Source organism: Bacillus sp. ok061, assembly GCF_900108285.1.
GTDB lineage: Bacteria > Bacillota > Bacilli > Bacillales > Bacillaceae_G > Bacillus_A > Bacillus_A thuringiensis_S.
The window spans coordinates 64,967-89,290 of the sequence record NZ_FNUW01000019.1; the positions used below are offsets into that span (position 1 = coordinate 64,967).

The following is a 24,324-nucleotide window of genomic DNA, read 5'->3' on the forward strand; positions in this document are numbered from 1 at the left end:
ATATGAAATTTCGTTTTGTTTTCATATATGTTTTGTACTGTAAGGTCATTTAAACACAGCTGTTTATATAACGTAAAGAAGTATTTTCATTCCCTTTATTTTCAAGCTTTCATGTCCTTATTTCAAAATATAATCCGATTCACTTTATCGATTGAAATATCTACATATCACAACAGAAAACACTACTTGCAAATAACCGATAAAATTATATCGATATAATTTTTAAACCCATATGCAATTATGCATAGGATATACACAAAAAGGATAGCTTCATTTTCACGAAGCTATCCTTCAAAAATCTTCTTATTTTTTCAAATGATATGGAACTGTCGTAATAACAACATTTCTTTTATAAAGTAAATACGCACGTATGAGTAAACTGGATTGATTATGAAGAATGTTATGCCAACCTTTTTTCGGAATGAACTGTGGTATAACGACCGTAACGCGGTAATTCGATTCACTTGCCTTATACTGCACTGTATCAATGAACTTCGTTAGCGGCTGAATAATACTTCTATAATGAGAATGTAATGTAACAAGCCTTACTTCAGGTTGCCACACCTTCCATTTCTCTTCAAATTTCTTTTCCTCTTCTCTGTCAAAAGCAACATATACAGCGATAACTTGATCTGCCGAAAGAGATTTCGCATAGTTCAATGAATTTTCTACTACATGCGTCATACCTGCTACAGGAACGACAATTACATTCCCCTCAATTGGAATAAGAGGTTCACAAGTTTTTAAACTTAATTGATCACCCACTGCATCATAATGCTTCTTAATTCGATGAAACAAGAAGATAATAGCAGGTAAGAAAATAAGAATCGACCAAACTTGTGCAAATTTAGTTAAAAAGAACATGCTCATTACGATAAAACTAATAACTGCACCAATTAAATTAACCGTTAATTTTAAAACCCATCCTTCAGGTTTTTCGCGAAGCCACTTTAATACCATCCCTGTTTGAGAAAGTGTAAATGGAATAAATACACCTACTGCATATAACGGAATTAAATGTTCTGTTTGTCCTTGGAAAGCTACAATTAAAATAATCGAAGCAACTCCAAGTATTATAATACCGTTTGAGTAACCTAGACGGTCTCCTCTAATCGTAAACATTCTCGGTATAAATTTATCTTTTGCGAGGTTAACCGCTAATAAAGGAAATGCAGAATAGCCTGTATTAGCTGCGAGAATTAATATTAAAGCTGTTGTACCTTGTATGAAATAGTACATGAAATTACGTCCAAATGTTTGTTCAGCAATTTGAGAAACAACTGTTACTTCTTTACTCGGCGTCACTCCGTAATAATAAGCTAAAAATACAATTCCTGAAAATAACACAGCAAGTAATGCACCCATTGCAAGCAATGTTTTTGCAGCATTGTTTGGCGCAGGATCTTTAAAGTTCGGAATTGCATTTGAAATTGCTTCAACACCTGTTAAAGCAGAACTACCTGATGCAAATGCTCTTAACAGTAAAAACAAACTAATGCCCGCAACCGGCGTTCCGATCGGCGTGTGTAAAGCCTGCGAAACGTGACCAGTCAAAATATTATATATGCCTACACCAATTAATATAAATAGTGCTAAAACAAATAAATAAACAGGATATGCTAAAACGGAAGCTGATTCCGTTACTCCTCTTAAATTTAAGATGGTAATAAATATAACAAATATAATCGCAATGATTACATTATGTGCATGTAAACTAGGAAAAGCAGATGTTAGCGCATCTGTACCTGCAGATACACTTACCGCAACAGTTAAAATATAGTCGACTAATAAAGATCCTCCAGCAATTAAGCCTGGATTCATCCCTAAATTTTCTTTTGATACAACATACGCTCCCCCGCCATGCGGATAAGCAAAAATAATTTGACGATAAGATAAAATAAGGGCTGTCAATAATACTAATACCCCAACAGCGATCGGAATGGAATACCAATAAGCGATCGCTCCCACACCTGCTAAAGCAATTAAAATTTGTTCTGGACCGTAAGCAACTGATGACAATGCGTCAGAAGATAAAATAGCTAAAGCTTTCGTTTTATTAAGCTTTTGTTCTCCAAGCTCTGTTGATTTTAACGGTCTTCCAATTAAAAATCTTTTAATAGATGAAACCAATGCTGTCCACTCTCCAATAATTTTGTACGAACTTTTCTGCTTGTTACAGCCAGTAAACTATTTCTTCAGAAAACAAAAAATGTCTACAAGCCATAGCGAAATAGACTTGTAGACATTATTTTTTTTGTCGCACAAGCTCCACCTTCCTTCTCAATATAACGCTTACGAGGTTAGCTGTCGGATTCGGGCCTATGAGTAGCCCTACCTTTTTCAAGGATTCACCCCATCGGATTATGTACTAATCCGTAAAAACGGGTCCCCCGTACCATGCGGTTTCAGCGATTTAGAAAATTGAAACTGTGGATTATAATACTCCTTTATTTTCAAAAAGTAAACAAAAATTTTTAATAAGAAAAAAATTAAAATGATTGCGCATAATCCGCTGAGAAATATACATAATGAATATTAAAAATCCGCAAAGGAGACCCATATGTCTAAAAAAAAGAAGCCTATTTTTTCCGATTCATATTTAGATGCAGTAGCAAATGAAATTAATCAGTTATATGGTAAACGTGAACAGGAAATAAATTTGACAGATAGAACGAAAAGAAATAAATAATTTGTCATACAAAAAAATAAAAAAGATAGCAATACACTTATATATTGCTATCTTTTTTATTTTTTCATACATCTAATTCTATTACAGATTTGTTAAAGGTCATCTCTTCATACACCTTTAAATTTTGATATATAGTGCCTAATAATGGTGCCGCTATAGAAAATTGCTCTGCTACATCCAGTAAATATCCTTGCAAGTGCTTCCCTTCAATAAACGAACCCTTTTCCATATCACGTTGCATTGATGACTTCATATCATACGAAATTTTATCAATCGTTTTCATATGTTCCTGGGCAATTTTAGCCTTTACTGGAGCTCCTAATACTCTCATGATTTGTACAGATTCCTCAAACACATTACGGATAAAATCACGGCCGCCTTCACTTTCACGGATTGGTCCAATTGGTGCACGCATTAACGTTGTCACACCTGACATTACAGTAATAAATAAATATTTATGCCACATATCTTGCGTAATATTTTCACTTAAAACAAAACTAGATTTCGTACCTGAAAATGCTTTAGAAATATGCTTTACTCTCTCTGAATTTTGAGACTTAATTTCTCCAAACACAAGTCTGTTGGCAGCGCTAGTTTGTACAATTTCTCCTTGATCGTTTAACGTCGTCTCGATAAAGCATAAACCGCCAATTACTTTTTCTTCGCCGAATTCTTTTTGTAGTAGTGATAAATGAGCGATACCATTTAACAATGGAATGATTACAGTATTTTCACCAACAAACGGCTTCAAATCTTGAATAGCCTCGTTTAAGTGATACGCTTTTGTTGAAAATAAAATAACATCAAATTGAGAAGTTCTCTCTTCTTTCGTTATTAATTTCGGTTGGAAGGAAAAATCCCCGTTAACACTTCGGATTACAAGTCCTCTTTCCTCTAATTGTTTTTTCCGTTTACTACGAACAAGAAACGTGACATCTTCTCCCTTCTCGACTAATCTGCCACCAAAAAATCCTCCGACTCCACCAGCGCCTAATACTAAAATCCGCATACAGCATCCCCCTTTTTAAAATACAATTTTATAACTTTTAGTATACATAACATTATACATGTTCCCTGCTAAATAAGCTGAATTTTCACTCTTAAACAAGTATAAAACAGTGGTTATTTTCAAATAAATTTGGGCATGTTGTTTCTATAGCATATATGGAAAGGAAACAATGTAGATGGAGGCAATACAAGCAATTGAGGAAAAAGGTGTAGCAACAGCTATATTTCAATTTATATTCCCGTTTTCGTTTAAAACTGGATATGAACAAAATATGTTCCCTTTCTTACAAAAAAACGATTTTCGTCCTTTTCGGCTCGATCATCTCGATGATGAAAATACATATTATGGGGAGTTTAAAGTTTCACATCAAAATATGGAAGCATACTATCTTTCATTTACAAATAAAATTCTCTTTCCTCACTCAGAGCATCAAAAGGGCTTGCAACGTTATTCAAAGGATCTTAACTTAACTGGACATTTAACAACAAACCTTATTTCAATTCCATTCAAGATACACTCTATTGATGTAACACTTTGTCCTTATGAACTTGGCTTCTTAACAATTCGAACAAAAGTAAACACTGCTCCAAATATGACTTTATCTGAAGCAATCGAATTCGCTGCTCGCTTCCGTGTACTTGAAACTAAAACTGATACAAATGAATCTATTTGTATTGAATGTAACGGAAAAAAGTATTCCCAAGTTGAAAAATTCATTTTTGGTTATTTATTTCATGGCGTAACTGATTTCTTTGAAAAGAAAAGATTAAGAAGTTCATACTTTCAAACCTTCCCTTTCTTTGAAGACCAAAGAATGTACGTTCAAACTTTATTGTCACTAAAAGAAGGTATGGAATTTAATGAAGTGGATGTTTATCGTACTTCCAGTCTTTCCGGATTAACAAGTGATGGTAAACCATATGTAAGCGCAAATAACCTTCCTTACATTCATGACTATTTAAAAAAACACGCTTACCAGAGATGGGCTCCAAATCGTTATTTCATAATGGAAGAACATATTTTTACATGTGTAACAAATGAAGGAGAACGCGAAATCTCTAAACTTGCTAGTCAAATGTACGGGGAATTTTATTACGCTTTATTATTAAACCTATTCCATAAAATTGTTTTATTAAAAATGGCAAACGCCTATGCTGAGCTAAATATTGAACAAGATACTAATGAAATAGAGAAATTAATTTATTCGATCAATTCGTTCACTGCTAATTATTTTTCTTTAGAATTAGTATCCCAATCACAAAGTGAAGATATTTTCTTCCGCTTAAGAAAACTTTTTAATATTGAGGTTTTATACTCGAACGCGAAACAAAATCTTGATAGTTTGTTTAAATATCAAGAAAATGTCGCCTCTAAAAAAGATAGCCTTTTATTATTAATTTTAACGCTCTACTCTGTAGTGGGCCAAATGTTAGGGTTTACTATGATCGACCTTTTAAGAAACACCGATTCAAACAAAATATCTTCACCTCTTGAATTTTTCGCTCTATTAATTGCGATTAGCGGCATTGTCATTTCACTTATTTTAGGAGCCCAAAGTTTATATCAATGGGGTCTACAGCATAAACAAAGAAAAGCTTGGGTAAAACAAACGGTACTGTCTGCTGTAAAAGAAAAAGAGGATAAAAATTAAAGAAGGTTATTTTCAAATACATGGTATGCTGCAGTAAATGAAATTTTTATTAGCGATTTTCCGATTATATCGGCGCAACTCGAAATATATCAGTGATTTTTAAGATATATCAGCGATTTTTTAAATATATCGACTTACCGACAAATGACAGGACTGGATAATAAAAAAAGGGTACTCCAAAATAAAACTTGGAGTACCTTTTTTTATTAAACGAATTCAGCTTACTTCCCTGCTTCGATTTTCTCTAATGCAGCAGCTACTTGCTCTTCCGTTAATTCATGTTGTATTACGTAGCGGTTACGTGGACTTACACGACATTCATGAGAACATGCACGTAAATATTTCGCTTCGTTTTCTTCAGAACATAAAATTTTCTTATTACATTCTGGATTTGAACAGTTTACATAGCGCTCACATGGTTCACCTGTAAAGTGGTCTTTACCAACGATAACATGTTCTTTTTGGTTTACTGGAACAGCGATACGCTCATCAAACACGTAACATTGTCCATCCCAAAGCTCACCTTGTACTTCTGGATCTTTTCCGTACGTTACAATTCCGCCGTGAAGCTGACTTACATCTTCATAACCTTCACGAACTAACCAACCTGAGAATTTCTCACAACGAATTCCACCTGTACAGTAAGTTAAAATCTTTTTACCTTCAAGGGTTTCTTTGTTTTCTCTAATCCAATCTGGTAATTCACGAAATGATTCAATATCAGGTTTAATCGCACCTTTGAAGTGTCCTAAATCAAATTCATAATCATTTCGTGCATCAATGATAACTGTATCTTCTTGTTTCATTGCTTCATAAAAATCTTTTGGCTCTAAATACTTGCCAGTTATTTCGTGTGGGTTAATGTCATCTTCTAGACGAAGTGTAACTAATTCTGGACGAGGACGTACGTGCATTTTCTTGAATGCATGGCCTTCTTCTTCATCTATTTTAAATACGATACCATCAAAACGTGGATCATTGTTCATTGCTTCCATGTATTTCTCTGTTTGCTCTACAGTTCCAGAACAAGTTCCGTTAATACCTTCTTTTGCTACAAGAATTCTTCCTTTTAATTCAAGTGAATTACAAAATTCTAAATGCTCTGCAGCAAATTCTTCTGGATTTTCAATTGTTGTGTACATGTAATATAGTAATACTCTGTATGGTTTTGTAGTTGCCAATGTATTTCTACCACCTATCTAATTTTTAAAATCATGTATAAGTTAACGTTCATATCAAAACATATATAATAAGAAAATGAATCCCATTTTCTTTATACTATTTTCTATCAGTTAACAAAATAAAAAACAAGATTACACACACCAAAACACTATGGTTATGTTGTAATCCCAATATATTATATATCATACAAATGCAATTCCATCAATTAATATGCTGTATTATCGGCTTTATGTTCACATAAATTTCAAAAACAGCCCTTTAATTCATTATGTTTCCCCACGTCATCACACCATAAACTCCCAATTTTTTTTACGTTATTACACCATCCATTGCATAAAGGCATATAATTTGCGTTAAGGAAACTTTCGTGTTCAAATAAAATTATCACATAACATATTTAAATGTATTGAAATAATGAGTAAGAATAAATACAATAATTTCATCAAGTTAACATTTTAAAGGGGAAAACTACTATGAATAAAGATATAACAAAAGATGAACATCTCCCTTCTGAAAGTACAACTGTACAATCAGCTCACTTAGCTTTAAGTGGAGAAACAAAAGGCTGGAAAAGACTGTTACCATTTTTAGGGCCCGCTTTTATCGCGTCCGTTGCTTATATTGATCCTGGCAACTTTGCTACAAATATCGCAGCTGGTTCACAATATGGATATTTACTATTATGGGTTATATTCGCTTCTAACTTAATGGCTGTATTAATCCAAACTTTATCGGCTAAATTAGGAATTGCTACAGGAAACAATTTACCCGAAATAGCTCGTGAAAACTTTCCAAAGCCTGTGTCTATCGGCTTATGGATACAAGGTGAATTAGTTATTATGGCTACAGATTTAGCGGAATTTATTGGAGCTGCATTGGGGCTTTACTTACTATTTGGAATCCCGATGCTACCTGCCGCTTTAATTACAGCAGCCGGATCATTTATTATCCTTGAATTTCAACGTAGAGGATTTCGCCCACTAGAAGCTATTATTACAGGGATGATTTTTATTGTAGTAATAGCATTTGGAATCCAAGTTTTTTATGCAAAACCAGAATTAAGTCCCCTTCTTTCAGGACTATTTATTCCGAAATTCCAAGGTGTAGACAGTATATTACTTGCAGCAGGGATATTAGGTGCGACAGTAATGCCGCATGCAATATACTTGCATTCTGCATTAACACAACGCCGCGTGGTTGGAACAACTGACGAACAAAAGAAAAAGATTTTTCGTTTCGAATTTATCGATATTATTATTGCAATGGTTATCGCTGGAGCAATTAATGCAAGTATGTTAATTGTAGCAGCTGCACTATTCTTTAAAAATGGCTTACATGTTGAAGACCTTGATGTTGCTTTTAACCAGTTCAGTACTTTAGTCGGTCCTGTATCAGCTGCTTTATTTGGAATTGGGCTCTTATCAGCAGGACTATCTAGCTCTTCTGTCGGTACAATGTCAGGTGACATTATTATGCAAGGTTTCATTCGAATGCATATTCCGTTATACTTACGCCGCTTTATTACAATGATTCCACCATTAGTTATTATCGCTTTAGGTGTAAATCCAACTTACGCTCTAGTCATGAGCCAAGTCGTCTTATCATTTGGTATTGCTTTTGCATTAGTGCCACTTATTATGTTTACAAGCAATAAAAAAATTATGGGTGCGCTCGTTAATCACCGCATAACAACCTTTATCGCTTGGATCATTGCTGCACTTGTTATCATTTTAAATATTTTCTTACTGTATCAAACGTTTGTAGGGTAATAGAAAAAGGTATTCCAATAAAACTGGAATACCTTTTTTCATTACCACTTATGTATGTACCTCTTTCTGGCATTATCACACCTTTCTCAGTTCGAAAGTAAAGTGGTAATCCTTCCGCAAGAAATATGCTCACATTTGATGGATCCTGCCTTTGATGATGAATATGTAAATGCGGCTCACTTGAACTTCCGGAGTTACCGACTTGGGCTAGAACCTCTCCTTCATTTACATGTTGGCCTTCCCTCACTTTAATTGATCCTTTCTTTAAATGGGCCAGAACCATAAATGTCCCTGATTCATCTAGTCGTAAATAAATATGATTCCCCGCCATTGACTGAAAATCATCCTCTCCTGGAACTACATCTTTTTCATCATTATTGATAGATACAACTGTTCCAGAAGCTGGTGCCATTACTTTCGCTCCATATATTCCATAATCCCCTAAATTACTACTTTTCGCTTCAGCAGGGGGAATAAGAATATCATATGCCCACCTTTCATTCGGTTTTATAACGTGATAGTTCGTTTCTAACCGATCACCACCCCATCCTACTAGTGCTCGTTCATTTAAGGGAAAACGAACGACTATTTTAGGACTCATAGTCTGTACATCTGCTGGATAAGCAATTCTACCTATATTAGCAAACCAACCGACAGGCCAAGCTCCAATGATAGAAAACAGAATAATTAAAAGTAGCGTTCTATCTATCCGCTTTCTAAAAATGCCGTTCAAAAAAAACATTATTACTGATCCTATTAAGAGAAAAACTGAAATTACACTAAAAGCCTGTATACACCACCAAACAAAGACTGATGTAACACCATTAGCTACATAAATTAAACTCCAACTTATAATTAAAAAAGGAACTATAATTACTAATAAAAATTTCTTCCACATGTCGTATCCCTACTCTCATATCCTTTTTCTCAATGATACAAAGTAAAAATTACGACATATGAAAGAAATACTTACGACTTTCTTACTTTTTTATACTGCGGTAATTTTACAGTAAAAACTGTTTCTTTATCGTTACTACGTACAGTTATATTCCCTTGATGGAGCTGTGCTATACTTTTCGAAATTGCAAGTCCTATTCCTTTCCCACCCGTATGAGAGCTACGTGATTTTTCACCACGATAAAACTTTTCAAAAACGTAAGGAAGGTCCTCATTCGGAATGCATTGTCCAAAATTTTTAATTTCTATTTCAACATTCATGTCTCTTTTAGAAACTTGAATCAAAATCTGTTTTCCGTCTTTCCCGTACATAATACTATTACTAATTACATTTTCGAATAGCCTCACCATAAGCGCTACATCCATTTCCACATGTAACTCCTTATCACCGTTAATACAAAAGCTCATATCGGCATCATCTAGTAGTGGTACAAAATCAATCATGATTTGTTCAATGAACGCTTTCATATTTACTACACTTTTATGTAATTCGATTTCTCTATAATTTATTTGACAGTATTCTAATAAATCATCTACTTGATTTTTTAATTCATAACTTTTTCGCTTTAATATACTTACATACTCTTCACATTCTTCTCCATTTGAATGAAGTTTATTTCCTAACAGGTCCGCATAACCTATTAAAGTTGTTACTGGCGTTCGTAAGTCATGAGAAATATTACTAATCATTTCATTTTTCATTTCCTGTGATTTTTTTTCATTCTCAATAGACTCTTTTAAACTTTTCGCCATTCTATTAACATTTGCCGCTAGTTCACCAATCTCATCGCTTTTCGAAATAGGTATATGTATTTCAAAATTACCATCACTTATTTTCTTCACGTTCTTATTAATTTGAGATAATCTTTTCATCATCGTTTTTGTCATGAATGCAAAGTATGTTGTAGTAAAAATCAAAAAAACTATAAAATATAAAAATGAATATTTTTCCTCTAACGCAGTAACATGACTATATATATTTCCAATTACAATTTGAAACGCTATTATACTTACAGTTGCTAACAAAATGCTACATATGAATGCGATAAAAAACTTAGTTCTAATGCTTTGTAATGATTTAATCTTCAATTTTATATCCGACTCCCCAAACATTTTGAATAAACTTCGGCTCTTTTGGATTCTCTTCAATTTTATTTCTTAATCTTGCAATATGAACCATTACTGTATTATTACTTTCATAGGCTCTTTCTTTCCAAACGCTCTCATATATTTCTTCAATAGTAAACACACGATTCTTTGCAGCAGCCATTAAGTACAAAATATCATATTCAGTTTTCGTAAGATTGATTGTTTCTCCATATAACATTACTGTTCTAGACACTTCATCTATTTCTAAACCTCTAATATTTATTTTCTTTTCTATTACTTGGACAGCATTTTGATTGAAATATGTATACCTTCTTAATTGAGCTTTCACTCTCGCTATAAATTCAATTGTACTAAACGGCTTCACAATATAATCATCTGCCCCAGTACTAAATCCAATTACTTTATCTACGTCCGATGATTTTGCGCTTAAGAACATAATTGGTAAACTATGTTTTTCTCTAATCCTTCTGCACAATTCTATCCCATCCATTTGTGGCATCATAATATCCAAAATAGCAAGTTGGATACTGTTATTATTTATTATTTTTAAAGCCTCTTCTCCGTTATGAGCACTAAAAACTTTAAAACCTTCTTGTTTTAAATTCACATTAATAAATTGAATAATATCTTTATCGTCATCTACAATTAATATTGAATTTTTTTCCATTTCCAAACCTCTTTTTTGAAATATATTCCACATCTAAGTTTATCATAAATCAAATCTACCATTACACCTTGAATAATCTTTATTTTCAGATTAAATTATATAATAACAAATACATTCTATTTTCATGTGAAAAGGAGCGAAAATATGTTTCCTTTATTAAAAACTGAAAGACTTATTTTAAGAGAACTGACCGAAGAAGATGCACCGCGTATACTACAATGCTTTTCTAATACTAATGTACTGCGCTATTATGGCCAAAAACCGTTACAAGATGTTGATCAAGTGAAACAAATCATTCATAACTTTAAGTTGAGTTACAATGCAAGAAACGGTATAAAATGGGGAATCGAATTAAAAGACAAGAAAGAACTCATCGGTACCATTGGTTTTCACGATTGGTCTTCTGAGCATAAACGAGCCAATATAAGTTATGCCTTTTTGCCTGAACACTGGGGAAAAGGATATGCGACTGAAGCTGTTTCTGAGGTTATATCATACGGTTTCCATACGATTCATTTAAAGCGGATCGGGGCAATTGTATTTCTTGAAAATGAAGCTTCCAATAAGGTACTATTAAAATTAGGCTTTGAAAAAGAAGGCGTTCTAAAAAATTATATGTATCAAGATGATATCCCATATGATACGAATTTTTACGCTTTATTAAAATTGGTTTAATAGAATTCATTTGTAAAAAACCTTACTTTTAAAAAGTAAGGTTTTTTGTATTTACTCATTAGCAATATAAGCATTCTTATAAGTATAAACACCACCAAATTGATGTTTTTCAATCCCTTTTACATAATCCTTTTGTACATACGCTGAGCCAATATGATAAAGCGGCGCCACCGCAGCATCTTCTAATAATACCTGCTCGGCTTCTCGCAACGCTTCCCATCGGTTTTCCGTATCTAGTACAAAATCCGTTTTCGCTTTCTTTATTAATTCATCGTAACGAACATTAGAATAATTCATTTTATTATTCGGATTCCCTGTCGTAAATAACTCTAAATAACTAATTGGGTCTTTATAGTCAGGTCCCCAATTTGCCATAGTTATATCGTAATCACCTGTTTGTTCTAACTGTAATTTTTGCTTAAATGGCTGTTGTTTAATTTGTATCGTTAATCCATGCAAATTCTTTTCTAAATCACCTTTTATATATTCTGCCATCCGTTTTGCATTATCTTGTTCAAACGTTAAAAACTCGAGGTTTACTTGCTCTACTTCAAGCTCTTTTTTCGCTTCTTCCCAAATTTTTTGCGCATTTTGCAAATCATATGAAGAAAGATCTCCGTTTTCTTTTCTAAAATCTTTACCGGTCACTTCATTTACATGACCAACTGGTACAAGCCCGCTTACAGGTTTTGCTCCGTTATTAATAAAGTGAGCAACGAAATCATCTTTATTTAACGCTAATGAAATAGATTGACGCACCTTTTTATTTGCTAACGCGGTATTTTTTTCATTAAAACGAAGCATAGCAATTCCAGGATCACTCGACATATGTAATTCCTTATTCCCTTTATACTTATCTACAACTTGCGAATTAATAGGTACTCGATCCAAATCTCCGGCTTCATATAAATTTACAGCTGTCATTGTATCCTTTACGATATGAAAGTTTATTTCGTCTAATTTCACTTTCTTTCGATCCCAATATGTAGCATTCTTCTTTAATTGAAACTCTTGTTCATGCTTCCATTTTTCTAATACAAATGGACCGTTATATATGAGATTACTAGGTTCCAATGCATAATTGTTTCCTTGTTCTTTCAAAAATGCTTCATGCTGTGGTAAGTATATAGGTAGTGCTAACAACTGTAAAAAATACGGAACCGGCTGTTCGAGTTCAACTTCTAACGTATAATTATTTATTGCTTTAACCCCAAGTGCATCAAGAGGCATTGTTCCCTTATTGATCTCTTTCGCATTTTTCACATAAAAGAGCATGGACGCATATTGAGATGCTGTTTCAGGGTTAATTGCACGTTTCCACGCAAATATAAAATCATTTGCTGTTACATTATCCCCATTTGACCATTTTGCATCTTTACGCAAGTCAAATGTATATTTCTTACCATCTTCACTTCTTTCAAACGATTTTGCTATGGCTGGAGTAGACTGATCTTGATCATTTAATACATATAACCCCTCAAATATATTCTGCATAACGTGCGCTGATGTACCATCCATCGTTTTCGCAGTGTCCAGAGAAGGAATTTCTTCTGATACTGTTACATTTAACACTTGTTTTTTAGCCTCTGTGTCACTTTTATTCGTTTTATTATTACAAGCTGCTAAAAATAAAGATGTAACAAGTGCCATTACCATTAAATGGCTCTTTTTTCGCTTCATGAGTTGTTCTCCTTAAATATAAAATATTATAAAGCGTAATATATTATAGCAGAAATACTAACAGAAAGATGCGACATTCTTTTGAATATTTATTCGTTCAAGAAAAAAGCTATCCTTTTAAAAGGATAGCTTTTTCAACTGCCACATAATTATCTATCTTTGCAAACCTCGTTTATAACGACTCGCTTCAAATATAATACGCTCTTCATCTAACGTTTTACATTCTCCATTCCAAACGACACGTTTTCCGTTAATGATTACATCGCTTATATCTTTTCCACTAGCAGCATATACAAGGTGCGATAACACTTCATCTGCTGGTTGTAAATGCGGCTTATTAGATGGATCAATTGTGATAAAATCGGCACACTTCCCAACCTCAAGTGACCCTGTTTGTTTCATCCCGATTACTTCAGCAGCTCCTTTAGTCGCAAGTGTAAGAGCAGTTTCAACCGGTAAAGCTGTTGCATCTTGGTGAATACCTTTTTGTAGTAAAGTCGCTATACGCATTTCTTCAAACATATCTAAATTGTTGTTTGATGCCACACTATCTGTTGCAATTCCTACTTTCATTCCTGCTTCTAGCATCGCTTTTACATTCGCTATACCAGATCCTAGTTTTAAATTACTATTCGGATTATGTGCTACTCGAACATCATGTTCTGCTAAAAATGCACGTTCATTTTCATTTAATACTACACCGTGTGCAATAACTGTTGGGCGTTTAAACAACCCGCAACTTGCTGCATATTCTACTGGACGTTTTCCGTACTGTGCTTCAATATCACGTACTTCACGCTCTGTTTCCGAAAGATGAATATGAACCATCGTTTGATTTTCTACTGCAATACGTGCGCATTCTTCTAATAATTCTGTGGAACATGTATATGGACTATGCGGTGCAACCATCGTAGTTAACATGCCACTTTCGTTATAGTAACGCTTTACATATTTTTCAGCTTCTTCAATGGCTTTCTTTTCATCATCTTTCGTTCCGAAGCTAAATAAAGTTCTTGAAACAGCAGCTCGCATCCCACTTCTTGATACCGTTTCCATAATTGCATCTTGATCTACTCCAATTGGATTAAACATGTCAGAGAATGATGTTGTACCACTTTTCACCATTTCAAGTAATCCTAATTCCGTACTAGCGACCGCAAGCTCTGGAGTAAACTGACTTTCAAGTGGCCAAATTCTCGTCTCAAGCCATGGTTGTAATAACATATCATCTCCAATACCTCTTAAGAGACTCATTACAACGTGTGTATGTGTATTTACAAGCCCTGGTAAAACCCACTTTCCTTTCATGTCAATTACTTCATCTACTTCAAAATCATTAGCGAATTCTCCGCTCTTCACATCTATAATTTGATCATTTTCTACAATGATATATCCATTTTCTATCACTTCATTTTGTTCATTCATCGTTACTATTGTAGCGTTTACATAAGTTGTTTTCAAAAGTATTTCCCCTTTCAACTCTATGAAGTTCCCTTTAATAAGTTACCACCATTATAGTAACTTATTAAAGGTTAAGAGTCAAAAGATAATTTTAATTCTTTTGTTATTTTTTCCTTCAAAATGCTATATTGCTTTTCATTTGTATCTGCAAATGCTGCTTCCCGATTTGACTTTTCATCCATATAATTCAATTTCCCATTGAATTGAGTCTCTGTAAAATCAAATCTCTGCCCATCTATAAAGTTATAAAAGTGCCATACCTCTCTTACTTTTGTCTTTTTAATTTCTCCTCCGTATATGTCTTGAACGACAAGAGCTGTAACACCACATTGTCCCTTTGCTGGATTTTCAATTGTCCACTTTGAACTTGTTTCAATCGACCACGATTTTATTAGTGCTTCATATATTCTTTTTTCCTTTACATCATCCATTCTAATCTTCCCCTACTATTAATAGTTTTACACATCATATTTCAAAAGAGGCAGTAAACGACCCTTAAAGACAGTTGATGGTGTCTCTCCTATTAACTGTGCTCCCATTTTTAAGTAATATCCTTTTGCATTCGGATCACTATCAATTGTAAAACTTTTTAATCCAAGTTCATTGGCTTTTTCTATTACATACTCCCAAAGTATTTTCCCGTAACCTTTTCCTTTGTAATGAGGATGAATGTACAAGAAATCGAGAGCTTTATCATTATGTAAAAATGAGAAGAAACCAATCTTCGCATTATCGTTTTCTAAAACATATACAAAATTATTTTTTATGTACTCTTCCGTAATTGTTAAATCTTCCTTACAAGCAAGTATGAATTCTTCACTATAATTCCACGTTGCTTTTGAATGTAGTGCGAATTCACTTAATTCATTTGCTTCCCTTAATAACGCTTCTCTTATCTTCATGATTCTTTTTCCTCACCTTCAATATGTAAACTACTAAATTGATTCGGAATGCACTTCAAAAAACCTTTTATTTTCATAAATTAGAAATTACTTTTATAAATCTTTATTATAATCAGTACGATTTTTAACAATTTATTTAAAGAAAAAGAACGCCATCCCTAAAAGTCGGCGTTCTCTTTTTCTAAAATTTAATCTTCAAGCTCACTCATTCATTTTACTATTTCGTACGATACACACCTATACAGTTTCTACTACCGCTTCAAGCATTGTTCCATTTTTAGCATAGTTCGTATGCCAAGAAAAAGCTTTTTCTAAAATATGAGGAGTTTGTCCACCTCTTGTTTTTGCTTCTTCGTAATAAGCTCGTAGCTGGGCACGATACATTGGATGTACGCAATTCTCAATAATAAGTTCCACTCTTTCTCTTGGCGCAAGTCCCCTTAAGTCAGCATACCCCTGTTCAGTGACGATAACATCTACATCATGTTCAGTATGGTCTACATGAGAAACAAAAGGAACGATGCTTGAAATGTTACCACCTTTCGCAATCGATTTAGTAACAAAGATAGCTAAGCGAGCATTTCTTGCAAAATCACCAGACCCACCAATACCATTCATCATTTTTGTACCTAAAACGTGAGTAGAGTTAACATTTCCGTATATATCTAATTCTAATGCAGTATTAATTGAGATTAATCCAAGGCGACGAATGATTTCAGGATGATTGGAAATCTCTTGTGGACGCATCATTAATTTGTCACGATATTTTTCAAAGTTAGAAAATACTTGTTGCATTTTCTCTTCAGAAAGCGTGATAGAACAACAAGAAGCAAAATTGACTTTTCCAGCATCCATAAGATCAAAAACTGCATCTTGTAAAACCTCGGAATATACTTCTAAATCTTCAAATTCTGAATCTAACATTCCATGTAATACGGCGTTAGCCACTGAACCAATTCCTGATTGTAACGGCGCTAAACGATTTGTTAATCGGCCTACTTTGACTTCTTCTCGAAGGAATTCTATTAAATGCTGTGCCATAATAACAGTTTCTTCATCCGGAGGAACAATTGTCGATGGCGAATCCAATTGATTCGTAAACACAATTCCCTTTACTTTTTCAGGATCAATTGGAATACCGATTGTTCCAATTCGGTCATCCGTTTTCACAAGCGGAATTGGAAGCCTCTCTCCTTGTTTACCTGGTTCATATAGATCATGTAGCCCCTCTAATTGCGCGGATTGAGCCATATTCATTTCAATAATAATAGACTTAGCATTTAAGGAAAACGCTAAGGAATTTCCAATTGAAGTGGTTGGAATAATCATTCCGTCCTCTGTAATCGCAACCGCTTCCAAAATAGCGAAATCTATATCCAGAACGTCAGCACGAAGTAACTCTGCTGTATGAGATAAGTGCTGATCTACAAATAAAAAGTCTCCGTTATTAATTCCTTTTCGCATTGTCGCATCAGCTTGGAAAGGCAATCGTTTCCCTAAAATTCCTGCCTCAGCAAATAATTTGTCTACATCCGAGCCTAAAGAAGCCCCAGTATAAACATTTACTTTAAAAGATTCATCATTCTTAACTCGGTTTACAAGCGCAAATGGGACTGCTTTCACATCACCTGCACGTGTAAACCCACTTAAGCCTAAAGTCATTCCACTTTGAATCCAGGAAGCTGCTTCTTCAGGTGTAACTACCCGATCTTTTAGACGTTGATCTCTGATTCTATCTAAATTGTTCTCCATATGTAATCCCTCTCTCATTGAATATTCATAATTATTTTACACATTAACACTATCAAAATAGGGATTTTAGTATACAATGCCGAAAATTCAGACAGAACAGCAAATCTAGGTTCTAAAGCAGAAAAATTTAGAATCCTAGAAGCTTACGGAAATAACTAGCGTATGATTGACTAACTGGTACCCTCTCACCATTATCCATCGAAAGTACAAAAGTAGAATGGGTATCAGGATAAATCGCTTTAATATGATTAATATTTACAATAAACGAACGGTGACATCTAATAAATGAATCTTTCGGAAGCAAGTATTCGAATTCTTGTAGAGAGTATTTATGTGTTCCTGATAACTCTTCTGAATTCACATACGTCTTTTTATCTTTAGCCTCTAAATACATAACCTTTGAAAAAGGAACCGGAATCCAGCCGTCTGTTGTTTTTAAAGTAACGACTGACTTTCCATCCGTTAAAGCTGGATAAATTGCCGTTACGCACCCTTCAAGCTTTCCATTGTTTGAAAATGGTACAGCCATTCCATGATAAGGAATACCAAAAACATCCCGATTAATAAACTCAGATGTTTTTTGATTCATCACCATCGATTTATGAGCAATCGTTCCTTCCTTTATAGGATCCCCGACACTAATTTTTAAATCAATTCGTTTACTTGGCCGGTAGTAAATATATTCTTTCGTATTCGAAACAGCAATTGAAATTTCATCTGAAAATAATTCACCAACAACATCTAGTAATAAACCTAACGTTCTATCTTCCATTCTATTAACACCTCATTCACTATTATACTACTATTATGAACAGGCATCTGTTGCTTTATAAAAAGTTTGATTTTAAGTTACTTTTAAAATTAGTTTTATTCACTATTACTTCGTTACTACAAAAAACCTCACTTCAGAAAAGTGAGGTTTCCTCTCATACAATATTTCTTTATTTTTTTAAAGACTCTAGTAACTTTTTAACAAAATAAATTGAATTATGCGAAGCAGATACACAATTATCTTCGAACACTTCTATGCCAGACGCTTCTTCTGTATCTGTTATTGATCTCACTGCTAAAAACGGAATCGTATTTGCATAGCAGACGTGGGCTATACTTGCAGTTTCCATATCTACACAAAGTGGATTGTATTTAGAGATTATTTCTGTACGACCACTCTCACTAATAAACGCTTCTCCAGTAACAACTTTTCCAAAATAAACATTTTGAGCGAATTGATTGTTCTCAACCACTTCTCTGCTTAATTCAAGCAGGTTTCTATCCGTTCTAAAATATACACTTTCCATCCAAGGATGATATTCAGTTAATATCCCTTCATCAACATCATGATATGCTATTTCTGTTGAAATTACTGTATCTCCAATTTTCAATACTTTGTCGATTGCTCCTGCAACACCTGTGACAATAATATGCGTTACATTGAATTTATCGATTAATATTTGAGTTGCAATAGCTGCATTAACTTTACATACACCACAATATAAGGCAACAACTTCTACATTCTCATATTTCCCACTGTGAAATGTTAACATCGCAAGATTCGTTATTTCCTTATTAGACATTTCTTCAATAAAAGGCGTAATTTCATCTTCTGATGGACCGATAATTCCAAATCTCATACATTCATCTCCTTACTTACACAGAGCTTGCTATCTGTTTAATTATATAGAATAAGATTTATTTTTTATTAAGTAAAGTGAATTTAAGAATTTATTGCCCCTATTTCTGTATGATAAATAATCCCAAACTACAAACAGTTTGGGATTATCTTTCTCATTTATTATGCGCATCTAACCACGAAATTAAATCTTTAAATACTTCATCCTTATTTACTTCATGAAACATTTCATGTCTACCATTTTCATATAAACGTAGTGTCACGTCTTTCACACCACATTTTTTATAGTTTTCATATACTTCTATTACACCTTTCCCCATATCGCCAACAGGATCACGATCACCAGAGAATATATGTATTGGAAGATTTTTTGGCGTCTTCTTGTATTCTTCTAGTTTATTTACTTCTAATACTCCAGAAAATAATTCTCGGTAAAAACTCGTCGTACAAATGAAACCACATAACGGATCCGCAATATATTTATCAACTTGATTATTATCTGAAGATAACCAATCAAATTTTGTACGATTTGGCTTAAAGTTCGAATTGAAGTTTCCGAAAGATAAAAAGTTTAACATTGGACTTTTCGTTTTTGCCCCACGCAATTTCATTTCGATTGTCGCTACTTTATGACCAACGGCTCCTAAAAGCCCTGGATTTCCACCTGTTCCTGAAATCAGAAATCCATCATATAGTTCACCTCTAAGTTGTACAGCACGTCTTGATAAAAAAGAACCCATACTATGTCCAAGTAAAAACAAAGGACTTGACTGCTCTTCTTTTATCCTTTCTGAAACAAAGATAACATCCGATACAACTTGATTCCACCCTATATTTGGTTCAAAATGACCATAATCTTCTTCTTTTTTTACTGTTTTCCCATGTCCTTTATGATCATGCGCATAAACACCATACCCTGCTTCCAATAAAGCATCTACAAATTCTGTATACACCCCTGCATGCTCTGTCATGCCATGTGCAATTTGAATAATTCCTCTCGGATCTCCTTCTGGTAACCATTTACGCAAATAAATTTCCGATCCATCCAATGCCGTAACGAAACTTTCCTGTACATTCATTTCGTCAGCCCCCAAATTTATTATGTATACCTTTAAGAAAAATGAATATCCATTCACTTTTCTTATTTTATATTATATGTAATTGCTTTCATTATGACAAATGATGTATTTTTCAGACTTGCTTTCAAACTAATCTCTTGACGAACCAAAAATAAAATTATATAGTTACTTACATAAAGTAATTATATAATTTTTAGGAGGTTTCTACTATTATGATGCCATCACTATTTTTAGCACATGGTTCGCCTATGCTCGCTATTCAAGATACAGACTATACACGATTTTTAAAAACACTTGGAGAAACATATAAACCGAAAGCAATTGTTATTTTCACTGCTCACTGGGAAAGTGAAGTATTAACCATTTCCTCATCAGATAACGAATATGAAACAATTTATGATTTTGGAGGTTTCCCCCCTGAGTTATACGAAATCAAATATCGTGCGAAAGGCTCTTCTAGCATTGCATCTATGTTAGAAACAAAATTTAAGAACAAAGGTATTCCAGTTCATCATAATATGACGAGAGGTTTAGATCATGGTTCATGGACACTTCTGCATCGTATGTATCCAGAAGCAAATATTCCTGTCGTGCAAATATCAGTAAATCCATTCCTTTCTGCAAAAGAACAATTTGAAATTGGAGAAGCACTTAAAGGACTCGGACAAGAAGATATTTTAGTAATCGGTAGTGGCGTTACCGTTCATAATTTACGAGCACTGAAATGGAATCAAACTACACCTGAAAAATGGGCAATTGAATTTGATGATTGGATTATTAAACATATGCAGAATAACGATAAAGATGCATTGTTTAATTGGGAGGAAAATGCTCCTCATGCACAATTAGCAGTACCAAGAGCAGAGCATTTTGTTCCTTTGTTTATTGCAATGGGAAGTGGCGAGAATAGCGGTGAAGTCATTCACCGTAGTTATGAGCTTGGTACATTAAGTTATCTCTGTCTTCGATTTTAAAGAAAAAGGATGAAGCACATGTTGCTTCATCCTTTTTCTTTTTCATTCACTTAGTTAACTAACTTCCAAACGTTGTTTCTCTGATACTTCTTCGTTCTTATTATGAAAATAAACCCAAATACACGCAATAAATAATAGTGATGATGTAGAGAGGAAAACATATTGGAAACCTGCATGCGCTGCAATTTGTCCCCCGAGCACTGGACCAATCATATTTCCTAAAAACTGAAATGATTGATTATATCCAAATATTCGTCCCGTAACATGGGTTGGTGTATGTTGTTTTAGTAGAGTTTGTACGGAAGGTAATAATCCTGCTTGTGCGATACCTAATAAAAATCGAAGAATTAATAGTTGCCAAGCTGAGGTTACAAATGCTTGCGGGATAAAAATAATTCCTGCTGCAAATAACGCTACAACTAACGTTTTTTGAGGACCGATATGATCTGATAATCTTCCTAGTCTTGGTGCTGCCAAAATAACTGCTAATCCTGTTGCTGACATAACTGCTCCCGCAATTGTTTCAATATGTGCAGTATGAGGACCTACTAAATTTTTTACGTACAATGTAACAATTGGTTGAACTGACATATTAGCAAGTTGAATAATAAATGTTGTTACAAATAAACTAATAATTAAATGCTTCGCTGGGACCATCGTCCATACTTTTTTCGGCTGTGTTTTTTTTGCTTGAGCAGAGTGATTTTCTTCATGTAGGAAGAAAAAAACGATGAGAAAGGAAAGGAATAAAAAAGCTCCTGTAACAAGAAAGACATGACGCATTCCAATTAACTCAGACAAATAACCTCCAAGTAACGGGCCAAGTAACGAACCGCTCACACCACCAGTTGAAATTGTGGAAATTGTCCAACCTGAATGTTCTTTCGGAGTTTCTGCTGCAATAAATGTCATCGCCGTTGAAAGGAAACCAGATACTGCTCCCATTAAAAATCTTAGTGCGACTAGTTGATACACATCCGTTACAAACCCCATAAGCGTCATAATAATCGCCATACCGAGGCTAGCACGAATAAGCATCAATTTCCGTCCATGTATATCACCAAGCTTTCCCCATATTGGCGATACGATCGCACCCATTAAAAATGTTACACCAAATGCAAGTCCCGACCACTGTGCAATGCTTGAAGTGCCAGTTACTCCTAATTCCTCAATATAAAAAGATAAGAAAGGAATTACTAAACTCATACCGGCTGCAGTGGTAAAACAACCTAGCCAACAAATCATTAAATTTCGTTTCCAGCTGGCCATTTTCACACCTTCTTTCTTTAGATACCCATTCTACACCCTTTCTTGTCAAAAGTTTAGTAATTTGCTTTATATGCAAGATTTACTACAAAACCCGCTATTTTCTAGTAAAAATCACTACATCTCTACATCATTTTCATAATAAAACCAACTCCTCTAGATGAAGTTGGTTAATTATTATCTATCGGTATTAAACGAGCATTACAATTTCTCTCGTAAAACTCAATGGGACCTGCTTGTCCAATAATCGCATATTCATATCCATCTTGCTTCATATTATATAAACAATGATGCAATAATTCTTTTCCTACACCTTTCACACGATTTTGTTTCGCTATGCCCATTGGACCAAACAATCCTTTCTTTCCTCTCACTACATCGTAACAGGCAAAACCAATTATCACTTCCTCCTGCTGTGCAATATAGATAGGTAACTTTTCGTTATATGTCCGAAATCCATAAACAACCGACTGTAACCACCGTTCACCAAATTCATCCGCTACAAATCGTGATAACTTATCAAAATCAGAAGGACTAGCTCTTCTTATATAACAAAATAATGTATTATAAATAGATTTAAAACGATTTAAATCTACCACTAAGTCTCTCGGGACAGCTGTAATACGTAATATATCTTCTTGCATTTGTGTATGTATAAATTCACCAATATCTGCATCTATACGAAATAATGCATACATAATATGTCCTTCATTAATTACTACTTGCTGAAAGCGTTCCATACGTTTCTTCGCTATTTGTAAAATTTCTATCGCTTTATAAGATAGTTTATATTGCCCTATTTTTTTATATTCTTGATTATGTAACTCGAATCGTTTTCGTAACGAAAGTTTTTCTAAAAAATCTGGACCCACTTTATGAAACAAATACATAAATAACTCAGCGCAAACTCCTGTACCTTCTTTACACATACCTATAAACAGATGGACCGGGTGAATTATGTTACACTCACTCTCTTTTGCTGCAATCTCCAATATTTTATGCACACGTTTTGTAAATTGAAATTCCTCCATCTGTATTCCCCTCCTCTATCAATTCACTACCAAACCGTATCCATAAATAATTGAAACGATTATCCCAACCACCAATATACCTGGAAGTAAATTCGCCACTTTAATTTTAATAAATCCGAGTAAGTTTAATCCGATTGCAGATATCATAATACCGCCCGTAGCCGTCATTTCCACTATAAATTGATTCATTAATTCTTTCGGGACGTAACTATTAATTTGTGTTGCAAAAACTGCAATACCACCCTCATATAAAATAACTGGAATCGCCGAAAATACTACCCCAATCCCTAAAGTTGTCGTTAATATAATAGAAATGAATCCATCAATAATCGCCTTTGTAAATAAAATATCATGATTTCCGCGAATCCCACTGTCCAACGCGCCAAGTATTCCCATCGCACCAATTGCAAAAATTAAAGTAGCTGTTACAAAACCTTCTGATATGCTGCCTTTCCCCTTCGATCCAACTTTATTTTCTAGCCAATCCCCTAAATGTTTTAACTTTTCTTCTAATTGTAACCATTCTCCAATTACCGTACCAATCACTAAACTCAGTATGACAACAAGAAAGTTTTCACTTTTTAATGCCATTTGAAGCCCAAGCACAGTAACCGCTAAACCGATTGCGTGCATTATCGTCCCTTTCATACTTTCTGGAATCCTACTAAATAATTTACCAAGTAAAGTACCAAATATAATACAAATCCCATTTACAACTGCTCCTAATATAACCATTTCTCATTCTTCACCCTTCGAATTCTTTATTTCTATATTTTGGTTTATACATTGATTTACAGGTTATCTATATGTTAACTTAATATTGAGAATATTAACAAATGT

The 24,324-nt window shown here is 34.0% G+C and carries 22 protein-coding genes and 1 riboswitch; of the genes, 5 read left to right on the forward strand and 17 right to left on the reverse strand.

Features of this window, described 5'->3' with window-relative positions; genetic code table 11:
• Positions 1–303: 303 nt before the first annotated feature.
• A complete protein-coding gene (locus C4S65_RS22340; protein ID WP_086407299.1) occupies positions 304–2,130 on the reverse strand; it encodes an APC family permease in 1,827 nt (608 codons plus the stop codon).
• 144 nt (positions 2,131–2,274) lie between these two features.
• Positions 2,275–2,421, reverse strand: a riboswitch (cyclic di-AMP (ydaO/yuaA leader).
• A 139-nt stretch (positions 2,422–2,560) separates the two neighbouring features.
• Between C4S65_RS22340 and C4S65_RS35325 the strand changes: the two genes are divergently transcribed.
• Positions 2,561–2,689, forward strand: coding sequence for a hypothetical protein (locus C4S65_RS35325; RefSeq protein WP_254905308.1), 129 nt, complete (start codon positions 2,561–2,563; stop codon positions 2,687–2,689).
• Positions 2,690–2,753: 64 nt separating this feature from the next.
• Here C4S65_RS35325 and panE read toward each other — a convergent pair whose 3' ends face one another.
• Positions 2,754–3,698 (reverse strand): 2-dehydropantoate 2-reductase, encoded by a 945-nt coding sequence (panE, locus tag C4S65_RS22345; protein ID WP_086407298.1) that lies wholly within the window; start codon positions 3,696–3,698, stop codon positions 2,754–2,756.
• 175 nt (positions 3,699–3,873) lie between these two features.
• Here panE and C4S65_RS22350 point away from each other — a divergent pair, with 175 nt between their 5' ends.
• Complete coding sequence (locus C4S65_RS22350; protein ID WP_086407297.1) at positions 3,874–5,349, forward strand: hypothetical protein; 1,476 nt, start codon at positions 3,874–3,876, stop codon at positions 5,347–5,349.
• Between the two features lie 221 nt (positions 5,350–5,570).
• On the opposite strand, the gene C4S65_RS22355 is transcribed toward C4S65_RS22350, so the two are convergent.
• Positions 5,571–6,530 carry a rhodanese-related sulfurtransferase gene (locus C4S65_RS22355; RefSeq protein WP_061666774.1) on the reverse strand — a complete coding sequence of 320 codons (960 nt, stop codon included), beginning with the start codon at positions 6,528–6,530 and terminating at the stop codon, positions 5,571–5,573.
• Between the two features lie 474 nt (positions 6,531–7,004).
• Between C4S65_RS22355 and C4S65_RS22360 the strand changes: the two genes are divergently transcribed.
• Positions 7,005–8,300 carry an Nramp family divalent metal transporter gene (locus tag C4S65_RS22360; protein WP_061666775.1) on the forward strand — a complete coding sequence of 432 codons (1,296 nt, stop codon included), beginning with the start codon at positions 7,005–7,007 and terminating at the stop codon, positions 8,298–8,300.
• On the opposite strand, the gene C4S65_RS22365 is transcribed toward C4S65_RS22360, so the two are convergent.
• The 3 genes from C4S65_RS22365 to C4S65_RS22375 all read right to left on the reverse strand — a co-directional run bounded on the left by C4S65_RS22365 (position 8,257) and on the right by C4S65_RS22375 (position 11,034).
• A complete protein-coding gene (locus C4S65_RS22365; protein ID WP_086407296.1) occupies positions 8,257–9,198 on the reverse strand; it encodes a M23 family metallopeptidase in 942 nt (313 codons plus the stop codon). The genes C4S65_RS22360 and C4S65_RS22365 overlap by 44 nt on opposite strands.
• 71 nt (positions 9,199–9,269) lie before the next feature.
• On the reverse strand, positions 9,270–10,346 hold the full coding sequence (locus tag C4S65_RS22370) for a HAMP domain-containing sensor histidine kinase (RefSeq protein WP_103945450.1): 1,077 nt from the start codon (positions 10,344–10,346) through the stop codon (positions 9,270–9,272).
• Positions 10,336–11,034 carry a response regulator transcription factor gene (locus C4S65_RS22375; protein ID WP_086407294.1) on the reverse strand — a complete coding sequence of 233 codons (699 nt, stop codon included), beginning with the start codon at positions 11,032–11,034 and terminating at the stop codon, positions 10,336–10,338. The genes C4S65_RS22370 and C4S65_RS22375 overlap by 11 nt, the downstream gene beginning before the upstream one ends.
• 144 nt (positions 11,035–11,178) lie before the next feature.
• Between C4S65_RS22375 and C4S65_RS22380 the strand changes: the two genes are divergently transcribed.
• The gene (locus C4S65_RS22380) at positions 11,179–11,709 is read left to right on the forward strand and encodes a GNAT family N-acetyltransferase (RefSeq protein ID WP_086407293.1); all 531 of its coding nucleotides are present in this window, start codon (positions 11,179–11,181) and stop codon (positions 11,707–11,709) included.
• Between the two features lie 51 nt (positions 11,710–11,760).
• Here the strand turns inward: C4S65_RS22380 and C4S65_RS22385 are convergent, their stop codons facing one another.
• The 8 genes from C4S65_RS22385 to C4S65_RS22420 form a co-directional block, all read right to left on the reverse strand.
• Positions 11,761–13,389 (reverse strand): peptide ABC transporter substrate-binding protein, encoded by a 1,629-nt coding sequence (locus C4S65_RS22385; protein ID WP_086407292.1) that lies wholly within the window; start codon positions 13,387–13,389, stop codon positions 11,761–11,763.
• 153 nt (positions 13,390–13,542) lie between these two features.
• Positions 13,543–14,868: a bifunctional S-methyl-5'-thioadenosine deaminase/S-adenosylhomocysteine deaminase gene (locus C4S65_RS22390; protein WP_113938121.1), complete on the reverse strand. Its 1,326-nt coding sequence runs from the start codon at positions 14,866–14,868 to the stop codon at positions 13,543–13,545.
• Positions 14,869–14,921: 53 nt separating this feature from the next.
• Positions 14,922–15,281, reverse strand: coding sequence for a hypothetical protein (locus tag C4S65_RS22395; protein ID WP_086407291.1), 360 nt, complete (start codon positions 15,279–15,281; stop codon positions 14,922–14,924).
• A 27-nt stretch (positions 15,282–15,308) separates the two neighbouring features.
• On the reverse strand, positions 15,309–15,752 hold the full coding sequence (locus C4S65_RS22400) for a GNAT family N-acetyltransferase (RefSeq protein WP_086407290.1): 444 nt from the start codon (positions 15,750–15,752) through the stop codon (positions 15,309–15,311).
• 237 nt (positions 15,753–15,989) lie between these two features.
• Positions 15,990–17,504 carry an acetyl-CoA hydrolase/transferase family protein gene (locus C4S65_RS22405; RefSeq protein ID WP_097821015.1) on the reverse strand — a complete coding sequence of 505 codons (1,515 nt, stop codon included), beginning with the start codon at positions 17,502–17,504 and terminating at the stop codon, positions 15,990–15,992.
• Between the two features lie 127 nt (positions 17,505–17,631).
• Entirely contained in the window at positions 17,632–18,276 is a 645-nt protein-coding gene (locus C4S65_RS22410) for a LytTR family DNA-binding domain-containing protein (protein WP_086407288.1), read from the reverse strand.
• A gap of 169 nt (positions 18,277–18,445) precedes the next feature.
• Positions 18,446–19,135: a 5'-methylthioadenosine/adenosylhomocysteine nucleosidase gene (locus C4S65_RS22415; RefSeq protein WP_016082075.1), complete on the reverse strand. Its 690-nt coding sequence runs from the start codon at positions 19,133–19,135 to the stop codon at positions 18,446–18,448.
• A 154-nt stretch (positions 19,136–19,289) separates the two neighbouring features.
• Positions 19,290–20,213 carry an alpha/beta hydrolase gene (locus tag C4S65_RS22420; protein WP_086407287.1) on the reverse strand — a complete coding sequence of 308 codons (924 nt, stop codon included), beginning with the start codon at positions 20,211–20,213 and terminating at the stop codon, positions 19,290–19,292.
• A gap of 212 nt (positions 20,214–20,425) precedes the next feature.
• Here C4S65_RS22420 and C4S65_RS22425 point away from each other — a divergent pair, with 212 nt between their 5' ends.
• A complete protein-coding gene (locus C4S65_RS22425) occupies positions 20,426–21,187 on the forward strand; it encodes a class III extradiol ring-cleavage dioxygenase (protein ID WP_086407286.1) in 762 nt (253 codons plus the stop codon).
• Between the two features lie 54 nt (positions 21,188–21,241).
• Here the strand turns inward: C4S65_RS22425 and C4S65_RS22430 are convergent, their stop codons facing one another.
• The 3 genes from C4S65_RS22430 to C4S65_RS22440 form a co-directional block, all read right to left on the reverse strand.
• Entirely contained in the window at positions 21,242–22,456 is a 1,215-nt protein-coding gene (locus C4S65_RS22430) for a multidrug efflux MFS transporter (RefSeq protein WP_103945451.1), read from the reverse strand.
• 167 nt (positions 22,457–22,623) lie between these two features.
• On the reverse strand, positions 22,624–23,484 hold the full coding sequence (locus C4S65_RS22435; RefSeq protein WP_086407285.1) for a GNAT family N-acetyltransferase: 861 nt from the start codon (positions 23,482–23,484) through the stop codon (positions 22,624–22,626).
• An 18-nt stretch (positions 23,485–23,502) separates the two neighbouring features.
• Positions 23,503–24,219 carry a DUF554 domain-containing protein gene (locus C4S65_RS22440; RefSeq protein ID WP_086407284.1) on the reverse strand — a complete coding sequence of 239 codons (717 nt, stop codon included), beginning with the start codon at positions 24,217–24,219 and terminating at the stop codon, positions 23,503–23,505.
• Between the last annotated feature and the right edge of the window lie 105 nt (positions 24,220–24,324).